This window comes from Janthinobacterium sp. SUN118, assembly GCF_030397695.1.
Taxonomy (GTDB): Bacteria; Pseudomonadota; Gammaproteobacteria; order Burkholderiales; family Burkholderiaceae_D; genus Janthinobacterium.
Window position 1 is genome coordinate 693,989 of sequence record NZ_JAPUBV010000002.1, and the last position, 24,003, is coordinate 717,991.

Below are 24,003 nucleotides of genomic sequence, written 5' to 3' on the forward strand. Positions count from 1 at the left end.
CCGCACCGAAGGCCGTTACCGTGTCCAGACTTTCCTTTCGCCAACTGTTATTCGCCGCCTTCATCCTGACGGCCGGCATCTTGACGGCCACCTCCGTGCAAGCCTTGCTGACCCTGGAACACCTGGCGCGGCTGGGGCGCGAGACGGCGGCGCAGGCGATTACCCTGACGGAACAGTCGCAGCGCCTGTCCGAGCGCACGCTGGCCATGGAGCGCAGCGCGCGCCAATTCCTCGTGCTCGACGACCCCGTCTTCCGCGAGCGTTATGCGGCGGCCCGCGACGAGGCCACGGCGGCCCTGCAACTGCTGAACCGCGCCACGCCCGAGTTCGCCCCGCAGCTGGCCGACGAGTGGACGGCGCAGGCGCAGGCGGCGTGGGAGGTATTGCAGGCGGGAAAGCGCCGCAAGCGCGATGGCCATGCCGTCGTGTACCGTGCGTTTGCCCGCATGACGCAGATCAATGACACCCTGGCGCGCGAAAGCAAGACGGAAATCGGCAGCCGCAACGACGCCTTGCTGGTCGAACTCGAGCGCCAGCGCCGCCTGCTCGGCGCGCTGGTGATCGGCGCCGTGCTGCTGGCGGCCGTGCTGGCCACCTGCTTCGGCTTCTTGCTGTCGCGTCCGTTGCGCCGCATCGAGACGGCCATCGAGCGCCTCGGCGACAAGCGCTATGACCAGCGCATCGTCGTCGGCGGCCCGGCCGACACGCGCCGCCTGGGCCAGCAGCTGGACTGGCTGCGCCAGCGCCTGGCCGACCTCGATGCCGACAAGGAACGTTTCCTGCGACATATCTCGCACGAACTGAAAACGCCGCTGGCGGCCCTGCGCGAAGGCGTGGCCTTGCTGGAAGACGAGGTGGCGGGCAAGCTCAGCGATGGTCAGCGTGAAATCGCCGGCATCCTGCAACAAAACACGGCGTCGCTGCAAAACCAGATCGAGGACTTGCTGCGCTACAATACCGCCGCCTTCGACGCCCAGCACCTGGCGCACAGCAAGGTGGACTTGCTGGTCTTGCTGCAAGAGGTGGTGGCGGAGCAGCGCCTGCAATGGCAGGCGCGCCGCCTGAGCGTCGAGGTGGGGGGCGCCTCGCTGATCGTGCAGGCCGACCGCGACAAGCTGGCCACGGCCCTGGCGAACATCCTGTCGAACGCCGTGCGCTTCAGCCCGGAAGGCGGCACCGTGCGCTTCAGCCTGTCCCGCGAGGCGGGGCGTGCGCGCATCGACTGCACCGACGAGGGTGCCGGCGTGGCGCCCGAGGATGTCGCCCGCATCTTCGAACCGTTTTACCAGGGGCTGCGCCAGGCGGCCGGCGCGCGCAACGGCAATGGCATCGGCCTGTCCATCGTGCGCGAATATATCGCCGCCCACGATGGCAGCGTCACTCTTTTACCGCGCCAGGCCGGCGCGCATTTTCGGATAGAACTGCCCTTATGATGACGAGAATTTCCCTGGCCGGCATGGCCGCCTGCGTAGTGCTATTGGGCGCTTGCGCCGCCAAGCCCGCCCAACAGACGCCCGTGCTGGTGCAGACGCCGCCGCGCGTGGTGGTGGTGACCGATCCCAAGCTGGGCGAGTTGCTGGCATACCAGAACGCCTTGCGCCTGATGACGCCGTCGGAACTGGTGAAAGCCCAGCTCGACCTGGCGAAGGCCGATCACGCGCCGTACAACACGCTGCGCCGCGCCATGCTGCAGGCAACCCTGCGCGGCCCCGGCGACCTGGCCCGCGCGCAAGCCTTGCTCGAGCCGCTGGCCACGGCGACGGGCAGGGACGAGCAGGTATTGGCGCCGCTGGCGCAAATGCTCAGCAGCCAGTATGCGGACTTGCGGCGCCAGGAAGACAGCATCGAGAAACTCAATGGCCAGCTGCGCGACACCCAGCGGCGCATCGACCAGCTCAATGAAAAACTCGAAGCGCTGAAGAACATCGAGCGCAGCCTGTCCGTGCGCCCCGCCGCAGGAGCGCCGAAATGAATGCCCAGACGCATGCCCACATCCTGTTGGTCGACGACGACCCCGACCTGCTGCGCCTGCTGACCATCCGCCTGCAGGCCGGCAACTACCGCGTCACGGCCGTCGGCAGCGCGGAAGCGGCGCTGGCGCGCCTGGCCGTGGAATTGCCGGCGCTGGTCATTACCGACGTGCAACTGCCGGGCCGCGACGGCCTGGCCCTGTTCGATGAAATCCGCCGCCAGCATTCGGCCCTGCCCGTGATCCTGCTGACGGCGCACGGCACCATTCCCGACGCCGTCGAAGCGACGGCGCGCGGCGCGTTTGCCTACCTGACGAAACCGTTCGATGGCAAGTTGCTGATGGAAAAGGTGGCCTACGCCGTCAACCTGTCCACCGTCATGCCGGCGGCCGCCTCGAGCGACGAGAGCTGGCGCGCCGAACTGATCAGCCGCAGTGCGCAGATGGCCGAGCTGCTGGCCGAAGCCAAGCTGGTGGCGGGGTCCGATGCCAGCATCCTGATCCGCGGCCCCAGCGGTACGGGCAAGGAGTTGCTGGCGCGCGCGCTGCACAACGCCAGCCGCCGCGCCAAGGCGCCGTTCATCGCCGTCAACTGCGGCGCCATTCCCGAGCAACTGCTGGAATCGGAACTGTTCGGCCACGTGAAGGGCTCGTTTACGGGCGCCGTCGGCAACCGCGAAGGCTTGTTCCTGGCGGCCGATGGCGGCACCCTGTTCCTGGACGAGATCGGCGACATGCCCTTGCCGCTGCAAGTGAAGTTGCTGCGCGTGCTGCAGGAGCGGGCCGTGCGTCCCGTCGGCGCCGACCAGACGCGTCCTGTCGACGTGCGCCTGCTGTCGGCCACGCACCGCGACCTCGACGTCGCCATGGCGGAAGGGCAATTCCGCGAAGACCTGTATTACCGCCTGAACGTCGTCACCCTGACCCTGCCGCCGCTGGCCGAGCGCCGCGAAGACATCGCCTTGCTGGCGAACCATTTCCTGCACAAGCTGGCGGCCAAGTACCAGAAACCCCTGAACGGCTTCGCGCCCGACGCCTTGACGGCGCTGGTGGCCGCGCCGTGGCCCGGCAATGTGCGCCAGCTGGTCAATGTGGTCGAGCAAGTGTGCGCGCTGGCGACGGCGCCGCTGGTGCCGTTGACCCTGGTGCAGCGCGCGCTGCGCGTGCCGTCGCTCGAGGCGCTCAGCTACAACGAGGCCAAGCAGCGCTTCGAGCGCGATTACCTGATCCAGTTGCTGCGCCTGACGGATGGCAACGTGGCCGATGCGGCCCGCCTGGCCGACCGCAACCGCACGGAGTTCTACCGTTTGCTGCAGAAATACGAGCTGACGCCGGCCCTGTTCCGCACGGATGGCGACCCTGTCGCTGAATAGCGACAAAAATAAAGCGTGTTAAATCAGGGGCTTAGTCAAAAACATTGCCATTGCTGCCATAAGTTGTCGCCGTCTGGCGACAAAAAGCCCCGATTTTCGCGCCGGCGCGCCGCGAAATGGGCCGGAAAAATCGAGCGTGATGCTAAGTCGTTGATTTTGAATGGGTTTTAAAAGCTGGCACGGTGCTTGCTGTATGGGTAGATGTAACGCTTCAAAGTGTTGCTTTATCCAAGTAAGAAGCTTTTAACTTCATTGAGAGGAACTACCATGCAAACATCGAAACTGTTCAATACCCTGGTTGCCGCTATCGTACTGTCGGGCGCCTCGATCACCGCTTCGCATGCAGCTGACTCCGCACCAAAAGCACAAGCTCCTGCTGACACCGTGGTTGCCGCGAATGCCGCCGCTGCCGTGCCTGATGAAACCATCACTTCCTCGGCCAAGGCCGCCCTGAGCGCCGATGCGCAAGCCGCTGCCCTGCCAGTCAAGGTAGCAACCCAGCAAGGCGTCGTGGTCCTGTCGGGCGACGTGCCGAGCGCCGAAGCGGGTGACCGCGTCGTGCAGATCGTCGCTTCCGTGAGCGGCGTGAAAGAAATCAAGAACGAGCTGAAAGTCAAAGCCGCCGGTTAATTCCCTCGCGCTGTACTTTACTCCGGGTTGCCCTGTCTGCGGACAGGGCATTTTTTTTGCCCGCCCGGTTTGCACGGGAAGCCATGCCGCCAGGCAAGGAGCTGGGCAAGGAACCGGACAATGCAGGTAGAATAGCCAGCACTGGCGCCGCTCCTGGCGCTGTTTGTCATCCACGGCACAGTGCTGCACGGCTGCGCCGCTACCAGGCTACTGCATGTCTTCTTTCTCTCCCGCTGCCCTGTTGCGCAATCTGAAACCCGACTCTTTCACCATCGCCCTGCTCGTCACCGTGGCGCTGGCCAGTTTCCTGCCCTGCACGGGCCAGACGGCCGTGGTGTTCGGCAATATCACCACCGTCGCCATCGGCGCCCTGTTCTTCCTGCACGGCGCCAAGCTGTCGCGCGAAGCCGTGGTGGCCGGTGCCATGCACTGGCGGCTGCACCTGCTGGTGCTGGCCAGCACCTTCGTCCTGTTCCCCCTGCTCGGCCTGGCCCTGCGCCCGCTGGCGCTGACCTTCCTCACGCCCGACCTGTACATGGGCATTTTGTTCCTGTGCGCCCTGCCGTCGACCGTGCAATCGTCGATCGCCATGACGGCCATGGCGCGTGGCAATGTGCCGGCCGCCATCTGCAGCGCCTCGGCCTCGAACTTCATCGGCATCTTCCTCGCCCCCATCCTGGTGGGCTTGCTGGTGGCCAAGGGCGCGGAAAGCAAGTCCTCGGTCGACGCCGTGCTGTCCATCGTCATGCAACTGCTGCTGCCGTTCTTGGCCGGCCAGTTCCTGCGCCGCTGGATCGGGCGCTGGGTCGACCGCCACAAGGCCACCTTGAAATACGTCGACCAGGGTTCCATCCTGCTGGTCGTCTACACGGCCTTCAGCGAAGCCGTCAGCGAAGGCCTGTGGCACACGATTTCGGTGGACACCCTGGTGGCGCTGGGCCTGATCAGCATCCTGCTGCTGGCGCTGGTGCTGGGCATCGCCACCTTCGTCAGCCGCCGCCTGGGCTTCAACAAGGAAGACGAGATCGCCATCGTCTTTTGCGCCTCGAAGAAAAGCCTGGCCAGCGGCGTGCCGATGGCCAAGGTGCTGTTCTCCACGCGCTCGCTGGGCATGGTGATCCTGCCGCTGATGCTGTTCCACCAGATCCAGCTGATGATCTGCGCCGTGATCGCGCAACGCTATGCGCGGCGCGACGAGGGGCAGGAAGTGCCGGCCTCGACGCTGTGATGGTTATCGTGCCCTAGCAGCAGCGCCTGCCGCAGCCCCGCCACGATCACTGCGTAAGCCTGGCGCCGGCTTGCCGCATCGGGCGCGCGCAGCACATACGCGGGGTGATACACGGTAATCACCCAGCGCCCGTCGTGCAAGATGGGCGTGCCGATCAGCGGTGTCATGCTCGCCGCGCCATCTTGCAGTAGCGCCTTCAATGCCGTGCTGCCCAGCGCCACGATCACCTGCGGTTTCACGCTTGCCAGTTCCTGTTCCAGCCAGTCATGGCAGGCGAGGATTTCGCGCTGCGCGGGCGTCTTGTGCAGGCGGCGCTTGCCGCGCGGTTCCCACTTGAAATGCTTGACGGCATTGGTCAGATACACGCTGTCGCGCGCCATGCCCGCCTCCTGCATGGCTTGCTGCAGCAGCGCGCCGGCCGGGCCGACAAACGGCAGGCCCGCCAGGTCTTCCTGGTCGCCCGGCTGCTCGCCGATGAGCATGATGCGCGCCTGTTCCGGCCCCTTGCCGGGCACGGCTTGCGTGGCGGTCTTCCACAGTTCGCAGCGGCGGCACCGGTCCAGGGTGGTGGGCAGGTCGCGCGCGGGCTGGGCGCGTTCGGCGGAGATCGGGATCATGGTCGCGCCGCTGCGCTGGCCCACGCTGGCCGTCTGGCCCGTGCGCCGTTCGCCGTTGGCGGCGCCGCTCAGCATGGCGGGCACGATGGCGCCTTCCGGCAGGTTCTTCCAGAAGCGCGAGGGGATATGGCTGTGCAGCAAGCCGGCATTCACGCGCGCGGGGTTGAAGATGCTGCGGTAGTAGGTCAGCCACAGGGCTTCGCCCGCATCGTCGATGTCGGCCGCGCCGCGCAGCAGCGCCGGTCCCGCATGCAGGGTGGCGCCATCCCACAGCATGCTGGCCCGGGGCGTGGCGATCATCCAGCTGATGGCGCCCATGCGGCGCGCAAAGTGGCGCGCCACTTGCGGCAGCACCTCGTGCGCGGGCTCGAACCAGGCGACGAAGCGCGGCGCGCCAGCCGCTTCGTCGCGTTCCCTGAAGCGTACATAGGCATGCATGTCGTGCTCTTCGCGGCGCACGGCCTTGGCCATGGCGTGCAGGCGCGCGCCGTCCGCATCGGCGGGAGACAGTACGTCGTGCTGGCCCAGCTGCCAGCGCCACAGCACCTGGTACAGAAAGGCCCAGCGGTCGGCGGCGTTGAAACAGGCGGCCGCCTCCAGCAGCTCCACCAGCTGGCGCGGCAGGCGCAAGGCGGGCGCCAACATGACAGTGTCGGCAGGCGCGGGGGCGGACGAAAACAGGTCGCCATCATCCGCTTGCGCGTGCCAGGCGACATCGGCAGGTGGCACTTTGCGCGCGATCAATTCGCGGGCGGCCGCGCGCCACTCGTCGAACGATTGCGCCAGCCGCGCCACGGCGTTCATGCCGCCTGCAATTCCGGCCACAAATGCATCTGCCGCGGCGCTTCCGCCATGGCCTGGCGCAGGTGTTCGGAAGCCGTGGTGTCGCGCGCGGGGAAATAATCGGCCGTGATGATGAAGGGCGCGATTTTCTTCATGCTGCAGCGCAGGCGCGACAGGTCGGCGTAGCGCACTTGCCGCAGCCGGCGCAGGTCGACGATGCGCTGTGCGTTGCGCAAGCCGATGCCGGGCACGCGCGCGATCATGTGCTGCGCCGCGTGGTTCAAGTCCAGCGGAAAATGTTCGCGGTGCGCCAGCGCCCACGCCAGCTTGGGGTCGATATCGAGCGCCAGGTTGCCGCCCGTTGCCGGCAGCAGTTCGCTGGCCCGGAAGCCATAGCTGCGCAGCAAAAAATCGGCCTGGTACAGCCGGTGTTCGCGCAGCATCGGCGGCGGCGCCAGCGGCACGCTTTTCGGGCTGTCGGGGATGGGGCTGAAGGCCGAGTAGTACACGCGCTTGAGCTTGTAGCTGCCGTACAGGGTCTCGGCCGTGGAGAGGATCTGCTGGTCGTCGCTGGCGTCGGCGCCGACGATCATCTGCGTGCTTTGCCCGGCCGGCGCGAAGCGCGGCGACCTTGGTTCCTCTGCCTTTTCATCGAGCTTGCGGCGGATGGCGCCCATGGCCAGCTTGATCGTGTGCACGCTTTTTTCCGGCGCCAGTGCTTGCACGCTGTCCTGCGTCGGCAGTTCGATATTGACGCTGAGCCGGTCGGCATAGCGGCCCGCCTGCGCGATCAGGGCGGGATCGGCGTCGGGGATGGTTTTCAGGTGGATGTAGCCGCGGAACTGGTGCACCTCGCGCAGCTCGCGCGCCACCTGCACCAGCTGTTCCATCGTGTAGTCGGCCGACTGGATGATGCCGGAACTGAGGAACAGGCCGTCGATGTAGTTGCGCAGGTAAAAATCGGCCGTCAGCCTGACCACTTCGGCCACCGTAAACCGCGCGCGCGGCACGTTCGAGCTGCGGCGGTTGACGCAGTACTGGCAATCGTACAGGCAGTAATTGGTCAGCAGTATTTTCAGCAGGGAGACGCAGCGCCCGTCCGGCGTGTAGCTGTGGCAGATGCCCATGCCCGAGGTGGCACCAAAGCCGTCCTTGCCGATGGAATCGCGCTTGGGCGCGCCACTGCTGGCGCAGGACGCGTCGTACTTGGCCGCGTCGGCCAGGATTTCCAGCTTGTCCGTCAATTTCATGGCTCACCTCAATATACTGTGTTTATATACAGTATATCAGGGAATGCATGCTGCGCTGTCTTGACTTGTACGATGGCAGAACGTTATATATAAGTGTATATTACGCTCCTTGTTCACCGTTCACTTTACAAGGATACGACCATGCGCCTCACCCCTCTCGCCCAATTCTTCGGCACCGCCCTGCTTGCCACCGTCGCCTCGTCCGCCCTGGCCGGCGAAGTGGTCGTCTCGGCTGCCGCCAGCCTGACGAATGCGTTCAAGGATGCGGCGCAGGGCTATGAGGCGCAGTATCCGGGCAGCAAAGTCTCGCTGAACTTCGCCGCTTCGGGCGTGCTGCTGCAGCAGATCGTCAAGGGCGCGCCCGTCGACGTGTTTGCCTCGGCCGACCAGGAAACCATGGATGCGGCGCAAAAGCAGGGCCTCGTATTGCCGGCCGACCGCCAGGATTTCGTCGGCAACAGCCTGGTGCTGATCGTGCCGCACGACAGCAAGCTCGGCATCAAGAGCCTGACGGACCTGACGCACAAGGGCGTGACCCGCGTCGCCATCGCCAACCCGGCCAGCGTGCCCGTTGGCCGCTATTCGGAAGGCGCGCTGAAGAAGGCCAAGCTGTGGGACGCCGTGCAGACCAAGGCCATCGGCACGCAAAACGTGCGCCAGTCGCTCGATTACGTGGCGCGCGGCGAAGTCGATGCGGGTTTCGTCTATGCCACCGACGCGGCCATCATGAAGGATAAAGTGAATGTGGTGCTGGAAGTGCCGCTGGACGCGCCCGTGCTGTACCCGATCGCCACCATCAAGGACAGCGCCAACCAGGCCGAGGCGAAGCGTTTCGTCAGCTACCTGCAGACGGCGCCGGCGCAAGCCATCCTCGCCAAGTACGGCTTCAAGAAACCATAGTTAGCCAAGTTCCCGCATGGATATCGCCTGGACCGCGCTGGCCCTGTCGCTGAAGGTGGCGGCGTGGGCCACGGCGCTCAATTTGTTGCTCGGCATCGGCACCGGCTATCTGCTGGCGCGTGCCCGCTTTCCTGGGCGTAACCTGCTCGATGCGCTGCTGACCTTGCCGATGGTGATGCCACCCACCGTGCTCGGCTACTATTTGCTGGTCTTGCTGGGCCGGCGCGGTCCGCTCGGTATCTGGCTGCAGGATAACTTCGGCATCAACCTGATCTTCACCTGGCAAGGCGCCGTGATCGCCTCGACGGTGGTGGCCTTCCCCCTCGTCTTCAAGCCCGCGCGCGCCGCCTTCGAGGCCGTCGACGGCCAGCTCGAGCAGGCGGCCCGCGTGCTGGGCATCTCGGAGCTGGCGATTTTCTTCCGCGTCACCCTGCCGCTGGCGTGGCGCGGCATCCTGGCCGGCGTGCTGCTGGGCTTTGTGCGCGCGCTGGGCGAATTCGGCGCCACCCTGATGGTGGCTGGCAGCATTCCCGGCAAGACGCAGACCCTGTCGGTCGCCGTGTATGAAGCCGTGCAGGCGGGCCAGGACGATGCGGCCAACATGCTGGTGCTGATCACTTCCGTCGTTTGCATCGTGGTGCTGCTGGCCGCCGGCCGCCTGGCACCGGGACGCATCGCTCACAAATGACCGCCATGCAACTTGACCTCGACCTCCGCGCCACCTTGCGCTCCGGCAAACGCCGTTTTGACATGCACGTGCAGTGCACGTCCAGCAGCCAGCGCATCGCCATGTATGGCCCGTCCGGGGCCGGCAAGAGCATGACCCTGAAAGCCATTGCCGGCCTCTTCACCCCGGACGCAGGCCATATCCGGCTGAACGGGCGCACCCTGTTCGATTCCGCCGCCGGCATCAACCTGCCGCCGCAGCAGCGCAATGTCGCCTATCTGTTCCAGGACTACGCGCTGTTCCCGCACCTGACGGTGCGCCAGAACGTGGGCTTTGGCCTGGCGCGGGGCTGGTTCAATCCGCGCGCGCGCGAAAAACTGGCCAAGGTCGAGCACTGGCTCGACGCGTTTCACCTGCAGGAACTGGCGCACCAGTTCCCCGACGAGTTGTCCGGCGGCCAGCGCCAAAGGGTGGCGCTGGCAAGGGCGCTCGTGGCCGAACCGGCCGCCCTGCTGCTCGACGAGCCGTTTGCCGCCCTCGATCCGGCCCTGCGTGTCAAAATGCGCCTCGAGTTGAGCCAGTGGCAGCAGCGCCTGGACGTGCCCATGATCCTGATCACGCATGATCCGGAAGATGCGCGCATCCTGGGCGAACATGTGCTTTACTTGCGCGACGGACAAATTGACAGCATGGAAGAGGCATTGGGTGAACGCATTGGATAAATCGGCGGCAGCGGAAATCGGCCTGCAAGGCTCGGTATGGATGACGGTGGGCGGAGAAAATCTGGGCGGCGCCGGACGCGTGGAATTGCTGGGCGCCATCGCCGAGTGCGGTTCCATCACGCAGGCGGCCAAGCTTGTGAAGATGAGCTACAAGGCGGCCTGGGACGCCATCGACGCCATGAACAACCTGGCCGGCGAGCCGCTGGTGGAGCGCTTGACGGGCGGCAAGGGTGGCGGCGGCACGCGGCTGACGCAAAGGGGGCGCCAGCTGGTCGACAATTTCCGTATCATCGAGCGTGAGCATGCGCGCTATCTGCGCCAGCTGGGCAGCCAGGCGGAAGGCATCGCCGACGATCTTTTACTCATACGGAGAATGGCCATGAAAACCACGGCACGCAATCAATTCCTCGGCAAGGTAGCCGACATCAAGGTGGGCGCCGTCAACGACGAAGTCACGCTGGAATTGCCGGGTGGCCAGCAGATCGTCGCCATCGTCACGCGCGACAGCAGCGAAAGCCTGGGCCTGGCCGCCGGCGTGGAAGCGTTCGCGCTGATCAAGGCTTCGTCGATCATCCTCGTGGCCGACAGCGAGGGCGCGCGCTTTTCCGCGCGCAACCAGCTGGCCGGCACCGTCACGCGCGTGCAGACGGGCGCCGTCAACACGGAAGTGGTGCTGGACCTGCCGCGCGGCGGCACCATCGCCGCCATCATCACGAATCAGAGCAGCACGGACCTGGGCATCGAGATCGGCAGCAGCGTGACGGCGATCTTCAAGGCCTCCAGCGTGATTTTGGGTGTGCCGGCATAAATTGCGTAGGCCGGATTAGCGCGGCAACGCCGCGCGTAATCCGACAATATTGTTGGCCGATCATGTCGGACTACGCGCCTGCGCGCTCATCCGACCTACTCTTTCAATCGTGCCAGCCACTCGCGCGCTGCCGCCAGCGCCTGTTCCAGCTCGCTTCCCACCGTCGCCAGCAGCGCCGCCACTGCGTCGAAACGGCCGGCATCGATGGCTTCCTCGGTGGCGAAGGCGGCGCGTATCAGCCGCTTCGTGCCCAGGGTCCCGACGGAGCCGCGCAAGCCGTGCAGGATGCGCGCCACGTCGCTGTGGCGTCCCGCCTGCAAGGCCGTTTCCGCCTCGCGCACGGGCGTCATGCCCTTGTTCAGCGCGTCTTCGACCATGCGCCGCAGCACGCCGCGGCCCTTGGCGTCGCGTCCCATCACGCGCATCAGCGGCGCCATGGAAAACACCTCGTCATCGGCGGGCGGCGCCGCTTCGGCGGCCTGCGCCTGCGGGCGTTTCGGCAGGTGGCGCAGGATGACGTCCATCATCTCTTCCACCACCACGGGCTTGGCGATGAAATCGGTGATGCCGGCCGTCATGCAGCGTTCGCGTTCGGAAGCGAGCACGCCGGCCGTCATGGCGATCACGGGCAGCTGCAGGCGCAGTTCCGTGCGGATGATGTGGGTGGCGCTGAAGCCGTCCATGATGGGCATCTGCATGTCCATCAGCACGATGTCGTAGCGCAGCGCCTCCGTGCGCAGCCGTTCCACGGCCTGCAAGCCGTCGCCCACCACGTCCAGCGTGGCGCCCATGTGCTCGAGGATGCCGCGCGCCACGGCCTGGTTCAGATGATTGTCTTCCACCAGCAGGAAATGCACGCCGGCCAGTTCCGTGCCCAGCGGCTGCTGCAGCATGCGTTGCTCGCCGCCATCGTTCTTGGCGATCAGCGCCTGGTGCAGGGCGTCGAACAGGCTCGACCCCGTGATCGGCTTCATCAGCACCACGTCGGCTTCGGCCGCGCTGGAGATTTCTTCCAGGTGGTTGCGCGCGAAGGCGTTGACCATCACCACGATGGGCTGGCGCTGGCCGGACGCGGCCTGGCGGATGGCCTTGGCCGTGGCCAGGCCATCCATGACGGGCATGTGCCAGTCGGCCAGCACCACGTCGTAGGGCTGCTGCTGCGCCAGGCGTTCGCGGTACAGCTCGATGGCGGCAAAGCCCGAGTCCACTTCGTCGGCGGCCCAGCCCCACGCTTCGATCAGCTTGACGATCAGCTCGCGCGTGGTGCGGTTGTCGTCGGCCACCAGCAGGCGCAGCGGCCCCAGCGACGGCGTGCGGCGCGCCTCGGCGGGCAGGGCCAGCACGTCGAACGGCACGCTGAACCAAAAGCGGCTGCCCTTGCCTTCGCTGCTGGCCACGGCGATCTCGCCGCCCATCATGTGGATCAAGTGCTTGCTGATGGCCAGGCCCAGGCCCGTGCCGCCGAAGCGCCGCGTGATGCTCTGGTCGCCCTGCGAGAAGGCCGTAAACAGCTGGGCCTGCTGCTGGGCCGTCATGCCGATGCCCGTGTCGCGCACTTCGAAGCGCAGCCAGGCCCGCTCGTTCCTGCTTTCGGCCAGGCTGACGGCCACCACCACTTCGCCGCTCTCGGTAAACTTGATGGCATTGCCGGCCAGGTTGACGAGGATTTGCTGCAGCCGCTGGGCGTCGCCGACGAGGCGGCGCGGCACGTCGGGTTCGACGGCGATGGCCAGCTCGAGTTCTTTCTCGCCGGCATTCATGGTCATCGTCGTGGCGAGGGTATTCATGACTTCATCGAGGTCGAACTCGACGGGAGACAGATCCATGCGGCGCGCCTCGATCTTGGAAAAATCGAGCACATCGTTGAGGATGCCCAATAACGACTGGCCCGCCACGCGTACCATGGTCAGGTACTTGCGCTGCTCGGTGTTGAGCTTGGTATTGCCGAGCAAATACACCATGCCCAGCACGGCATTGAGAGGCGTGCGGATTTCATGGCTCATGTTGGCCACGAAATCGCTCTTCGCGCGGTTGGCCGCCTCGGCCCGGTCGCGCTCCTGCTCCAGCTCCGCCGCGCGCGCCTCGAGCTCGTGCTGCAGCCGGTCGCGCTCGCCCATCAGGCCGTTGAACGCCTCCGTCAGCTCGCCGATCTCGTCGCGCTGCTGCACCGGCACGGGGGTGAAGCGGTTGCCCGAGGCGCGCAGCGACAGCAGGGTGTCGCGCAGGCGCACCAGCGGCGACAGCAGGCGCACGGTGACCCAGCCCAGCACGGCCGCGGCCAGCAGCGAGGCGCAGATGCTCCAGAGTACCAGCCGCGACAGTACGCCGTTGAACGGCTCGAACGCGTCGGCCACGGGCAGCGAGGCGGCCAGCAGCCAGTTTACGGATTTCAATCGCTTGAAGCTGTTGACGGCCGTGATGCCGCGGCTGTTGGTGCTGACCATGCTGCCTTCGCCGTCTTCCTTCAGCAGCTGCGTGGTGGTCTGGTTGGCGTTCGGCGCGCGCGGCTGCAGCAGGCGGCTGGTATCGGGGTACAGCACGTAGCGCGGCACGGCTTCGCGCGTGAGGATGAAGTAATAGCCGCTCTTGCCCACCTTGGCCGTGCGCAGGTGGCCCAGCATATTGTCCTTGTACAGGCGCAGCACGCCGATCACGATGCCGGCCACGGCGCCGTTCTTGTCCAGCACGGGCGCGACCATCTGCACGATGGGCAAGTGGCTGGTCTTGCCCAGCATCGGTTGCGTGATCATCGCCTGTTTCGTGCGCATGACGGTATGGAAGTAATCGCGGTCCGTCACGTCGGTGCCGTTGCGTCCCGGCACCTCGGGCACGTTGGCCACCACCTTGCCCTGCGTGTCGAGCACCAGCACGTCGTCGAACAGGGCCAGCATGGCGCGCTGCGTATAGTACTCGCGCAATGCGCCGGCGTCGGCCATGAGGGCGGGCGGCTGGTGGCGCGCCGTCTGGGTGATGATGTCGAGCAGCATCGCCAGCTTGTCGTCGAGCTCTTCGGCCGTGCGCTCGATCAGGGCCGTTTGCTGGACCAGCAGTACTTGCGTGAAATCGTCGCGCATGTGCTTGACCTGGATCATGGTGACCAGGGCGATCATGGCGATCGAGGTCAGGCTGGTGGCCAGCGCGACTTTTGCTTTAATGCCGAGAGGCTTCATGATTTCCTTTTCAGTCCCCGAAGGGACAGGCGGCAGATAATGCTGTCAGGAATTTTCCTATCAATACAGCAACTTGGCAAGCGCCGGCCGCGTAAATTCCCGCCGTCAAAGCAGCAATTGACGATGTTGCCATAAAATTAAATGCAGGACGTCGTTTATTCAGCGAAATTAGCGTGAATGACGGGGAAAATGGCACAGGCAAGCGCGCTATGCAGTAAACTTGTTGTTGCATTTTCAAAAAGGTAATGACATGACAGAAGCGCTACTCTCTCCAGCCTTGCCCGCCGTGAACGTGGAAGCGTTGCGTGCGCGCTGCTCGACGTGCAGCATGCATCAATTGTGCCTGCCGATGGGCCTCGACGTGGGCGACATGGACAGGCTGGACCAGATTATCGGCCGTCGCCGCAAGGTCGCGCGCGGCGCCTCGCTGTTCCGCATCGGCGACTCGTTCCAGAACCTGTACGCGATCCGCCTGGGCCACTTCAAGACTTACCAGATCAATCCGGGCGGCGAAGAGCAGGTGACGGGCTTCCAGATGGCTGGCGAACTGCTGGGCATGGACGCCATCAGCGCCGACCGCCACCACTGCAATGCCGTGGCGCTGGAAGACAGCGAAGTGTGTGAAATCCCGTTTTCCAGCCTGGAACAATTGCTGGGCAATATGCCCACCCTGCTGCGCCATTTCCACCGCATGATGAGCCAGGAAATCACGCGCGAGCAAAGCGTGATGCTGTTGCTGGGCAATATGCAGGCGACGCAGCGTTTTGCCGCCTTCATCGTCAACCTGGCGTCGCGCTACGAGGCGCGCGGCTATTCGGGCAGCAACTTCCAGCTGCGCATGTCGCGCGAGGAAATCGGCAACTACCTGGGCCTGACCATCGAGAGCGTCAGCCGCTTGCTGTCGAAGTTCAAGAAGGAAGGCTGGCTGCGCGTGTCGAACCGCGAGATCGAGATCCTGCAGCCGGCAAAATTAAAAGCCATTACGGCCGGCACCGACACCTGCAAATAACGGCACCGTCAAAACCTGCTGCGCGTCGCGCTTTGCGGCTTGCGTTGCGCGCTGTACACCGGCACAGCTGCGCTTCCCGGCCGTCCATCACTGGCGCCCGCCACGGTTTTCCCCGGCGCTGGCCTTATAGTTCCTCGTCCGCATGCAGCGCGATGCTGCGCTGCGCGGGCCAGGTCCAGATGCCCGACAGGCGCCACTCGCGCGTATTGTTTTCCACCAGCACCTGCCAGCGGCTGCGCTCGAGCATCGGCAGCGCCACCGAGAAGTTGCCCATGGCGTCGGGCTGCACCAGCAGCTTGATATCCTTTTCCGGCAAGGTCGCGTGCGCCAGGTGCAGCTGCAGCGGCGCCTGGTACGCCTTGCCGAAGCTGTGCACGGAGCCCGTCAGGCGTGCTTGCGCCACGTCGTACGCCAGGCTGGTCGACATGGCCAGGTTGCTGGCGGCCGTATCGCGCCGCAAGTCCTGGTTGATGGCCTTGCCCTGCTTGTAATAGTCGCCCACCACCAGCGCGTCAGGTTGCGTAAACGCGATATAGCCCATGAAGCTGCCGACGACGACGGACAGCCCGGGACCGATCATCAGCAGCCATGGCCAGCGGTGCTTGTACCAGGGCGCGGCGGGGGCTTGCAGTTTCAGACTGTCGGACATTGTTTTCTCCTTGTGACGGCGGCAAGAACACGGGGATTCCTGCCGCCTTTCCTGTTTAACGTGGCACGATGAACACGGCGCTTTCGCGCACGTGCAGCGACGGGTCGTCCAGCGACTGCAGCTCGATCGTGATCTTGTTCGAGCCCTTCTCTCCCACGCCGTGCGGCACGCGCAGGCGGATCGGCCAGCCCAGCGTTTCCGTTGCCTGCAAGGTCACTTCATCGCGCGTCAGCAAGGTCAGGCCCGGCAAGCCGGCAACGCTGATCCTGAAGCTCTGGCTTTGCTCCGAAGTGTTCATGATCTGCAGGCGGTAGACGTTCTCGATCATGCCATCTTCCACTTCGCGCCCCATCGAGCCGCGGTCGCGGATGACGTCCATCTTCAGCGGCGTGCGCAGGGCCAGCGAGGTACACACGGCGATGATGATCAGGGCCAGGATGGAGGTGTAGATCAGCACGCGCGGGCGCATGGCGCGCTGGCGGATCTGCTTCGAGTCGAAGTTGTTTTCCATCGCATGGTCGGTACTGTAGCGTACCAGTCCGCGTGGCCGGTCGACCTTGTCCATCACGCTGTTGCAGGCATCGACGCAGGCGGCGCAGCCGATGCATTCATACTGCAGGCCGTTGCGGATATCGATGCCGGTCGGACACACCTGCACGCACAGGGTACAGTCGATGCAGTCGCCCAGCTTGTCGTTGTTGCCGGCCTTCTTGCTCAGCGCACCGCGCGGTTCGCCCCGCTTGGCGTCATAGGTGATGATCAGGGTGTCCTGGTCGAACATGGCGCTCTGGAAGCGCGCGTAGGGACACATGTATTTGCACACCTGCTCGCGCAGCCAGCCCGCGTTGCCGTAGGTGGCCAGGCTGTAGAACAGCACCCAGAACCATTCCCACGGGCCGAAGTTCAGCGTTTGCACGGAATGGGCGAGTTCCTTGATCGGCGTGAAGTAGCCGACGAAGGTAAAGCCCGTCCACAGGGCGATGGCGCCCCACACCAGGTGCTTGGCCGTCTTCTTGGCCGTCTTGCGCAGCGACGGGCCCTGCTTGTCGAGGGCCATGCGCGCGCTGCGCGTGCCCTCGATCTTGCGTTCGACCCACAGGAAGATTTCCGTGTACACCGTTTGCGGGCACGAAAACCCGCACCACACCCGTCCGGCGATGGCCGTGACGAGGAACAGCAGATACGCACAGATGATCAGCAGGGCCGCCAGGTAGATGAAATCCTGGGGCCACAGCACGACGCCGAAAATGTAGAACTTGCGCGTGGTCAGGTCGAACAGCAGGGCTTGCCTGCCATTCCACGTCAGCCACGGCAAGCCGTAGAACGCGAGCTGGGTAAGCCAAACGCATACCCATCGCCAGGTAGCGTAGCGTCCTTTGGCCTCGCGAGGGTAGATTTGCTCGCGGGCCGCATACATCTTGATGACTTGAGGTTCCATTGTTTACTTCGCGGGCGCCTGCGGATTCGACAGGCTCCAGACATACGCCGACAGCACGTGCACCTTCGATTCGCCGAGGAAGTCGCTGAAGGCCGGCATGGTGTTGCTGCGGCCCTTGCGCACGGTTTCCATGATGGTATCGGCGCTGCCGCCGTACAGCCAGATCTTGTCCGTCAGGTTGGGCGCGCCCAGCATCTGGTTGCCCTTCGCATCGGCGCCGTGACAGGCCATGCAGGCGCCGAACTTGGCCTTGCCCAGCACGGACTTGACGGGATCCGACGTGGAACCGGACAGGCTCAGCACGTAATGGGCCACGTTCTCGACATCCTTCTCGGAACCGAGGGCGGCGCCCATCGGCGGCATCTGGCCGCTGCGGCCGTGCATGATGGTGGTCTTGATGACGTCAGGTTCGCCGCCATACAGCCAGTCCTTGTCGGTCAGGTTGGGGAAGCCCTTGTTGCCGCGCGCATCCGAGCCGTGGCATTGCGCGCAGTAGGTAAGGAACAGGCGCTGGCCGATGGCTTGCGCCTGCGGATCGGCGGCCACCGTCTTCAAGTCCTGGCTCAGGTACTTGTTGAACAGGGGACCGTAATCGGCTTCCGCCTTTTTCAGCTCTTCCTCGTACTGGCCCGTCGATTTCCAGCCCAGGCTGCCGGCATAGTTGCCCAGGCCCGGATACAGGAACAGGTAGGCCAGCGCGAAGACGATGGTGATGTAGAACAGCCACATCCACCAGCGCGGCATCGGCGTGTTGAGTTCCTTCAAGTCCTCGTCCCAGACGTGGCCCGTGGTGCCGTCGGCGGGGGCGCCGGCGGCCACTTTCACTTTCGACTGCGAGTACAGCAGCACGCCGCAGCCGATGATGCCCAGCAGGGACAGCACGATGATGTAGATGTTCCAGAAGCCATTCGTAAAGTCAGCCATGGTTGCGCTCCTCCTGTGCTTGCGCGGCCGGGGCCGGATGGTCGAGCGCCTCGTCGGCGAACGGCAAACGTGCCGCCGCGTCGAAGTCGCTATTGCTGCGGCTGAACGTCCACCACAGGATGCCCACGAACGTCGTAAAGGAAACCACCGTCATGACGCTGCTGGCGCTGTCAAACAGGTTTTCGATTGCCATGCTAATTCCTTGTTTTGATTAATGTACCGAGGCCTTGCAGATAGGCGACCAGGGCGTCTTCTTCCGTCTTGTCCTGCAGCTGGGCCGGCGCGGCGGCGATTTCCGCGTCGCTGTACGGATCGCCCAGGCGGCGCAGCGCGCGCATCTTCGGCATGATCTCGTCCGGCACCAGCTTGGTCTTCGCCAGCCAGGGGTAGGACGGCATGTTCGACTCGGGCACCACGTCGCGCGGGTTGTTCAAGTGCGTGCGGTGCCATTCGTCGCTGTAGCGCGCGCCCACGCGGGCCAGGTCGGGCCCCGTGCGCTTCGAACCCCACTGGAACGGACGGTCGTAGACGAACTCGCCGGCGACCGAATAGTGGCCATAGCGTTCCGTTTCCGCGCGCAGCGGGCGCACCATCTGCGAGTGGCAGTTGTAGCAGCCTTCGCGCACGTAAATGTCGCGCCCCGCCAGGCGCAGCGGCGAGTACGGCTTCAGGCCGGCGATGGGCTCCGTCGTGCTCTTCTGGAAGAACAGGGGAACGATTTCGACGGCGCCGCCGATGCTGATCACCACCGTGACCAGGGCGATCAGCAGCCAGGGGTTTCTTTCAATCCATGCGTGTGAAAATTTCATTTGCTTTTGCTCCTATCAGGCGTGCGCCGCGTTCAGTTCCGGAATGCGGGCGACGGGGAGTTTGCTGCCGCGCAAGGTCATCCAGGTGTTGTAGCCCATGATGCACATGCCCGACAGGTACAGCAGGCCGCCGGCCACGCGCACCACGTAGTACGGATACGTGGCTTTCACGCTCTCGACAAAGGTGTAGGTCAGGGTGCCGTCCGGATTGACCGCGCGCCACATCAGGCCCTGCATCACGCCGGCGATCCACATCGCGGCGATGTACAGCACGATGCCGATGGTGGCCACCCAGAAGTGCACGTCGACCAGGCGCGTGCTGTGCATCTGCGTGCGGCCCGCCAGGCGCGGCAGCAGGTAGTAGATGGAACCCATGGTGATGAAGCCGACCCAGCCCAGGGCGCCCGCATGCACGTGGGCAACGGTCCAGTCCGTGTAGTGCGACAGCGAATTGATGGTCTTGATCGACATCATCGGACCTTCGAAGGTGGCGATGCCGTAGAACGACAGCGAGACGATCATGAACTTCAGGATCGGGTCGGTGCGCAGCTTGTGCCAGGCGCCCGACAGGGTCATGATGCCGTTGATCATGCCGCCCCAGCTTGGCGCCAGCAGCACCAGCGAGAAGACCATGCCGATCGATTGCGTCCAGTCAGGCAAGGCCGTGTAGTGCAGGTGATGCGGGCCGGCCCACATGTAGGTGAAGATCAGCGCCCAGAAGTGGACGATGGACAAGCGGTACGAGTACACGGGGCGCTCGGCCTGTTTCGGGATGAAGTAGTAGACCATGCCCAGGTAGCCGGCCGTGAGGATGAAGCCCACGGCGTTATGGCCGTACCACCACTGGATCATGGCGTCCTGCACGCCGCTGTAGGCGGAGTACGACTTGCCGGCCGATGCCGGCATGACGGCGCCATTGACCACGTGCAAAATCGTCACGGCCAGGATGTAGGCGCCGAAGAACCAGTTGGCCACGTAGATATGCTTGACCTTGCGCTTGATCAAGGTGCCGAAGAACACGATCGCATACGCGATCCAGACGACGGCGATGAGCAGGGCGATAGGCCACTCGAGTTCGGCGTATTCCTTGCCGCGGGTCAGGCCCATCGGCAGGGTGACGACGGCGGCCAGGATCACGGCTTGCCAGCCCCAGAACGTGAAGGCGGCCAGCTTGTCGGAAAACAGGCGCACCTGGCACGTGCGTTGCACGACGTAGTACGAGGTGGCGAACAGGCCGCAGATGCCGAAGGCGAAAATCACGGCATTCGTGTGCAGCGGACGCAAGCGTCCATACGTCAGCCATGGTATGTCGAGGTTCAGGGCAGGCCATGCCAGCTGCGCGGCGATGATAACGCCAACCAGCATGCCGATGATGCCCCATACCACAGTAGCGACCGCGAATTGCTTCACGATCTTGTAGTTATAGTTCAGCGATTGATCCACAAAGACTCTCCCTGGAATTACTATTTATGATGGTGGCCAGAGAGTAAGTGTTTGACCGCTAAAAAACTTTGATGTGGATCAAAATTCCCCAGATGAAATAGGCGTAGTTAACTGACATCAAAATAAAACGCGATTCAGCTAAAAAAAGCCATGCAAGATCCCTGCAACACGGGCTGGATGAGGGGCTGAAAGCAGCGCCGCCAGGCAGTCGCAATCAGGCGCGCGGCGCTTCGTCGGATGCCGTCGTCTCGGTCGCGTCGTCGTCCTGCAGCACGCGCAAGCCCGGTCCCACCAGGTCGTCGAACTGGCCGCCGTCCGAGGCCGTGAAGAAGACCCACAGGGCGATGAAGACGACGACGATGCTGAGGGGGATGAGGAGGTAGAGCGCTTCCATGGTTCAGGCTTTCCGCAGGCGCAAGGCGTTGGCGATGACGACGGCCGAGCTGGCGGCCATGCCGACGCCGGACAGCCACGGGTTCAAGAAGCCCAGCGCGGCGGCAGGGATGGCCGTCACGTTGTACAGGGTGGCCCAGCCCAGGTTTTCGCGGATGATGCGCATGCTGCGCGCGGCCGTTTTGGCCGTGTCGAGCACGGAGCGCAGCTGGCTCGACAGCAGCACCGTGTCGGCATGCGCCTGCGCCAGCGCGGCGCCCGAGCCCATGGCGAAGGAGACGTCGGCCGCGCTCAGCACGGCGGCGTCGTTGATGCCGTCGCCGACCATCGCCACCACGGCGCCCGTCGCCTGCAGCTGCTGCACGAAATCGAGCTTTTCATCGGGCAGGCACTCGCCGCAGGCCGTGCCGATGCCCAGTTCCGCCGCCACGCTTTGCGTCAGCGCTTCCTGGTCGCCGCTGAGCAGCACGACCTGCTTGCCGCGCCGGTGGAAATACGCGACGACTTCGCGCGCTTCCGGGCGCAGCGCATCGCTGAGCAAAAAGCGCGTCAGCCAGCGGCCCTGCATGCCCAGGTACAGCGGCGTCATGCCCTGCACGCCGACGGCCGTGTCGCCCAGCGGCGGCCCGGCGATGGCGGCGACAAAGGCTGCATTGCCCAGCCGGTAGCGCACGCCGTCGATCACGCCTTCGAGTCCCTGCCCCTGCACTTCCTGCAAGTTTTCCGCATGCGCGCGCGGCTGTTCCTTGGCCGCATCCATGATCGCTTGCGCCAGCGGATGGGCGCTGCCCGCTTCCAGCGCGGCCGCCACCTGCAGGCAGGCGTCATCCGTCATGCCGCCCAGGCCCTCGACCTGCTGCAGCACGGGCCGGCCCAGGGTCAGGGTGCCCGTCTTGTCGAAGACGATGTGGGTGGCGCGGTGCAGGGTTTCCAGCACATGCGGCTGGACGATCAGCACGCCGCGCCGCAGCAGGCTGTCGGTGGCGGCGGCCAGCGCCGTCGGCGTGGCCAGCGACAGCGCGCACGGGCACGACACGACCAGCACGGCGATGGCCACGGGCCAGGCCTGCGACGCATCGTGCCAGCTCCAGAAGGCGAACACGGCGCCGGCAAAGAGCAGCAGGCCCAGCACGAACCAGGCGGCCACCTTGTCGGCCCACTGCGCGATCTGCGGCTTGCCGCTGCCGGCCCGTTCGATCAGCTTTAACAGGTCGGACAGGGTGCTTTCGCGCGCCGGTTTGAGCACGCGCAAGATGATCGCCGCGCTGGCGTTGATGGCGCCGCCCGGCACCCGTTCGCCTGTTTTCCTGCGCTGGGCCGCGCTCTCGCCCGTCAGCAGCGATAAATCGAGCGCGCTCGTGCCCTCGACGATGACGCTATCGGCGGCGATCGCCTCGCCCGGTTTGACCAGAATCACGTCACCGACGGCCAGGCTGCCGGCCGGCACCAGGGTGGTGGCGCGGTTGTCCGGGAAGCCCGCCATCAGCGAGGCCGAGGCGGGCAAGGCGTGCTGCAGGCGCTCGAGGGCCGAGGCGGCCTTGCGGCGCGCCTGCAGTTCGAAATAGCGGCTGCACAGCAGCAGGAAGATGAACATCGTGGCCGAGTCGTAATACACCTCGCCGCGGCCCGTAAACGTCGCCACCACGCTGCCGCAGAAGGCCGCCAGGATGCCCAGCGCCACGGGCACGTCCATGCCCAGGGTGCGCGCGCGCAGGCTGGCCCAGGCGCCCTGGAAAAACGGCATGGCCGAATAGCAGATGGCCGGCAAGGTCAGCAGCAGGCTGGCCCAGCGCATCAGGCTGGCCATATTGTCGTCCAGCGTGCCATCCTCGGCCAGGTAGGCGGGCGCCACGTACATCATCACCTGCATCATCGACAGGCCGGCGACGAACAGCTGGCGCCCCAATGTCTTGCTGGCTTTCTGCAGGCGCTCGTCATGGCGCACGGCATCGTAGGGATAGGCCGTATAGCCGACTTGCCGCACGGCTTGCAGGATATCGCCCGGTTCGCACTGCGCGCGGCTCCAGCGCACGTACAGGCGTTCCGTGGCGACGTTCAGGCTGGCCGCCTGCACGCCGGGCAGGCGCGTCAGCTGGCGCTCGATCAGCCAGACGCAGGCGGCGCAGCGTATGCCTTCGACGGACAGCGTCGCTTCGCAGCTGCTGGCGTCGCGCGCGAATTGCGCGTCGTCATTGCTGTACAGATGCAGTTCGGGCGGCATCAGGGTGGCATCAAATGCGTTGACGGCGTATTCGTCGCGGTCGCGGTAATACGCGCTCTGGCCGATGTCGACGATGGTCTGCGCCACCGCTTCGCAGCCGGGGCAGCACATGGCGCGCGGCTCGTCGCCTATGGTGACGTACCAGTGGGAACCGGCGGGCACGGGCAAGCCGCAATGGAAGCAGGCGGCGGGTTTCAGGACAGCATTCATACGATTCTCTTCATGGATGGCCCGTGACGCACAGGGCGTCGAGCCAGCCCAGCGATACGCCATGGGCCGCGCGCAGCAAGCCCAGCACGCCAAAGCCCAGCACCAGCACGCCGCTGGCGATGCGCACGGGACGGCGCTGCAGCTGCGCGCGCAGCCGCGTGCCCAGCAAGCCCATGCCCAACAGCATGGGCAGGGTGCCGAGGCCGAAGGCGCCCATGGCGGCCGCGCCGCCCAGGGCCGAGCCTTGCAGCATGGCCGTCAGCAAGGCGCTGTAGACCATGCCGCACGGCACCCAGCCCCACAGCCCGCCCACGGCCAGCGCCTTGCACGGCGTATCCATCGGCATCAGGGGTTTCAATAAGGGGCGCACGCGGCGCCAGATCAGGTTGCCGGCGGCCTCCAGGTGCGCCAGGCCGCGCCAGGCATCCATCAGGTACAGGCCCAGGGCGACGAGCATCAGGTTGGCCAGCCAGTAGCCGGCCACTTGCAGCGCGGCGAGGTGCAGCATGCCGGCGCCGGCCAGGCTGCCGGCCACGGCGCCGGCCAGCATGTAGCTGCCGATGCGCCCGCCGTTATACGCGAGCACGCGCAGCACGTTCGAGTGCAAGGTTGTCTGCCATGCGGGGCGCGCCACGGCGATGGCGATCACGGGGCGGGCGGCCTGTGCCGGTGCAGCGCCGCTGAGCGACAGCGCGCCGACGATGCCGCCGCACATGCCGATGCAGTGCACGCTGCCGGCCAGGCCGACCAGGAACATGGGCACGAGGCTGAGGGCGTTCATCGGCGCTGC

General features: G+C 65.3%; 22 protein-coding genes. 10 read left to right on the forward strand and 12 right to left on the reverse strand.

What is annotated here, in order from left to right:
- Nucleotides 1-20 precede the first annotated feature (20 nt).
- From O0880_RS18800 to O0880_RS18820, 5 genes are all read left to right on the forward strand, one after another.
- Complete coding sequence (locus tag O0880_RS18800) at nt 21-1,433, forward strand: ATP-binding protein (RefSeq protein ID WP_289888045.1); 1,413 nt, start codon at nt 21-23, stop codon at nt 1,431-1,433.
- Nucleotides 1,430-1,972 carry a hypothetical protein gene (locus tag O0880_RS18805; protein WP_289888046.1) on the forward strand — a complete coding sequence of 181 codons (543 nt, stop codon included), beginning with the start codon at nt 1,430-1,432 and terminating at the stop codon, nt 1,970-1,972. The genes O0880_RS18800 and O0880_RS18805 overlap by 4 nt, the downstream gene beginning before the upstream one ends.
- Nucleotides 1,969-3,342 (forward strand): sigma 54-interacting transcriptional regulator, encoded by a 1,374-nt coding sequence (locus O0880_RS18810; RefSeq protein WP_071325962.1) that lies wholly within the window; start codon nt 1,969-1,971, stop codon nt 3,340-3,342. The genes O0880_RS18805 and O0880_RS18810 overlap by 4 nt, the downstream gene beginning before the upstream one ends.
- A gap of 267 nt (nt 3,343-3,609) precedes the next feature.
- Nucleotides 3,610-3,972, forward strand: a complete 363-nt coding sequence (locus O0880_RS18815) for a BON domain-containing protein (RefSeq protein WP_034752546.1) — start codon at nt 3,610-3,612, stop codon at nt 3,970-3,972.
- A gap of 214 nt (nt 3,973-4,186) precedes the next feature.
- The gene (locus tag O0880_RS18820) at nt 4,187-5,200 is read left to right on the forward strand and encodes a bile acid:sodium symporter family protein (RefSeq protein WP_289888047.1); all 1,014 of its coding nucleotides are present in this window, start codon (nt 4,187-4,189) and stop codon (nt 5,198-5,200) included.
- Here O0880_RS18820 and O0880_RS18825 read toward each other — a convergent pair.
- Nucleotides 5,152-6,621: a UdgX family uracil-DNA binding protein gene (locus tag O0880_RS18825; protein WP_289888151.1), complete on the reverse strand. Its 1,470-nt coding sequence runs from the start codon at nt 6,619-6,621 to the stop codon at nt 5,152-5,154. The two genes, O0880_RS18820 and O0880_RS18825, sit on opposite strands and share 49 nt — an antisense overlap.
- Nucleotides 6,618-7,850 (reverse strand): putative DNA modification/repair radical SAM protein, encoded by a 1,233-nt coding sequence (locus O0880_RS18830; RefSeq protein WP_289888048.1) that lies wholly within the window; start codon nt 7,848-7,850, stop codon nt 6,618-6,620. The genes O0880_RS18825 and O0880_RS18830 overlap by 4 nt, the downstream gene beginning before the upstream one ends.
- Before the next feature lie 141 nt (nt 7,851-7,991).
- Between O0880_RS18830 and modA the strand changes: the two genes are divergently transcribed.
- Genes modA through O0880_RS18850 form a run of 4 tightly spaced genes read left to right on the forward strand, consistent with a single transcriptional unit; the run spans nt 7,992 to nt 10,947 of the window.
- Complete coding sequence (gene modA, locus O0880_RS18835) at nt 7,992-8,750, forward strand: molybdate ABC transporter substrate-binding protein (RefSeq protein WP_289888049.1); 759 nt, start codon at nt 7,992-7,994, stop codon at nt 8,748-8,750.
- A 16-nt stretch (nt 8,751-8,766) separates the two neighbouring features.
- Nucleotides 8,767-9,438: a molybdate ABC transporter permease subunit gene (modB, locus tag O0880_RS18840; protein WP_289888050.1), complete on the forward strand. Its 672-nt coding sequence runs from the start codon at nt 8,767-8,769 to the stop codon at nt 9,436-9,438.
- Between the two features lie 5 nt (nt 9,439-9,443).
- Complete coding sequence (locus tag O0880_RS18845) at nt 9,444-10,139, forward strand: ATP-binding cassette domain-containing protein (protein ID WP_071326779.1); 696 nt, start codon at nt 9,444-9,446, stop codon at nt 10,137-10,139.
- Between the two features lie 40 nt (nt 10,140-10,179).
- On the forward strand, nt 10,180-10,947 hold the full coding sequence (locus O0880_RS18850; protein WP_289888154.1) for a TOBE domain-containing protein: 768 nt from the start codon (nt 10,180-10,182) through the stop codon (nt 10,945-10,947).
- Between the two features lie 95 nt (nt 10,948-11,042).
- Here O0880_RS18850 and O0880_RS18855 read toward each other — a convergent pair whose 3' ends face one another.
- Nucleotides 11,043-14,117 carry a response regulator gene (locus tag O0880_RS18855; RefSeq protein WP_071325968.1) on the reverse strand — a complete coding sequence of 1,025 codons (3,075 nt, stop codon included), beginning with the start codon at nt 14,115-14,117 and terminating at the stop codon, nt 11,043-11,045.
- A 250-nt stretch (nt 14,118-14,367) separates the two neighbouring features.
- Here O0880_RS18855 and fnr point away from each other — a divergent pair, with 250 nt between their 5' ends.
- Nucleotides 14,368-15,126, forward strand: a complete 759-nt coding sequence (fnr, locus tag O0880_RS18860; protein ID WP_071325969.1) for a fumarate/nitrate reduction transcriptional regulator Fnr — start codon at nt 14,368-14,370, stop codon at nt 15,124-15,126.
- Nucleotides 15,127-15,250: 124 nt separating this feature from the next.
- Here fnr and O0880_RS18865 read toward each other — a convergent pair whose 3' ends face one another.
- The 9 genes from O0880_RS18865 to O0880_RS18905 all read right to left on the reverse strand — a co-directional run bounded on the left by O0880_RS18865 (nt 15,251) and on the right by O0880_RS18905 (nt 23,994).
- Entirely contained in the window at nt 15,251-15,775 is a 525-nt protein-coding gene (locus O0880_RS18865; protein ID WP_071325970.1) for a FixH family protein, read from the reverse strand.
- Nucleotides 15,776-15,830: 55 nt separating this feature from the next.
- Complete coding sequence (gene ccoG, locus O0880_RS18870; RefSeq protein ID WP_083412060.1) at nt 15,831-17,213, reverse strand: cytochrome c oxidase accessory protein CcoG; 1,383 nt, start codon at nt 17,211-17,213, stop codon at nt 15,831-15,833.
- 3 nt (nt 17,214-17,216) lie between these two features.
- Nucleotides 17,217-18,137, reverse strand: a complete 921-nt coding sequence (gene ccoP, locus O0880_RS18875) for a cytochrome-c oxidase, cbb3-type subunit III (protein ID WP_289888052.1) — start codon at nt 18,135-18,137, stop codon at nt 17,217-17,219.
- Nucleotides 18,130-18,330: a cbb3-type cytochrome c oxidase subunit 3 gene (locus O0880_RS18880; RefSeq protein ID WP_289888054.1), complete on the reverse strand. Its 201-nt coding sequence runs from the start codon at nt 18,328-18,330 to the stop codon at nt 18,130-18,132. The genes ccoP and O0880_RS18880 overlap by 8 nt, the downstream gene beginning before the upstream one ends.
- A gap of 1 nt (nt 18,331) precedes the next feature.
- Nucleotides 18,332-18,946 carry a cytochrome-c oxidase, cbb3-type subunit II gene (gene ccoO / locus O0880_RS18885; RefSeq protein ID WP_071325973.1) on the reverse strand — a complete coding sequence of 205 codons (615 nt, stop codon included), beginning with the start codon at nt 18,944-18,946 and terminating at the stop codon, nt 18,332-18,334.
- Nucleotides 18,947-18,961: 15 nt separating this feature from the next.
- Complete coding sequence (gene ccoN / locus O0880_RS18890; protein ID WP_071325974.1) at nt 18,962-20,389, reverse strand: cytochrome-c oxidase, cbb3-type subunit I; 1,428 nt, start codon at nt 20,387-20,389, stop codon at nt 18,962-18,964.
- A gap of 214 nt (nt 20,390-20,603) precedes the next feature.
- A complete protein-coding gene (ccoS, locus tag O0880_RS18895; RefSeq protein ID WP_289888055.1) occupies nt 20,604-20,783 on the reverse strand; it encodes a cbb3-type cytochrome oxidase assembly protein CcoS in 180 nt (59 codons plus the stop codon).
- Nucleotides 20,784-20,786: 3 nt separating this feature from the next.
- The gene (locus O0880_RS18900) at nt 20,787-23,213 is read right to left on the reverse strand and encodes a heavy metal translocating P-type ATPase (protein ID WP_289888057.1); all 2,427 of its coding nucleotides are present in this window, start codon (nt 23,211-23,213) and stop codon (nt 20,787-20,789) included.
- A gap of 10 nt (nt 23,214-23,223) precedes the next feature.
- A complete protein-coding gene (locus O0880_RS18905; protein WP_289888059.1) occupies nt 23,224-23,994 on the reverse strand; it encodes a sulfite exporter TauE/SafE family protein in 771 nt (256 codons plus the stop codon).
- Nucleotides 23,995-24,003: the final 9 nt, after the last annotated feature.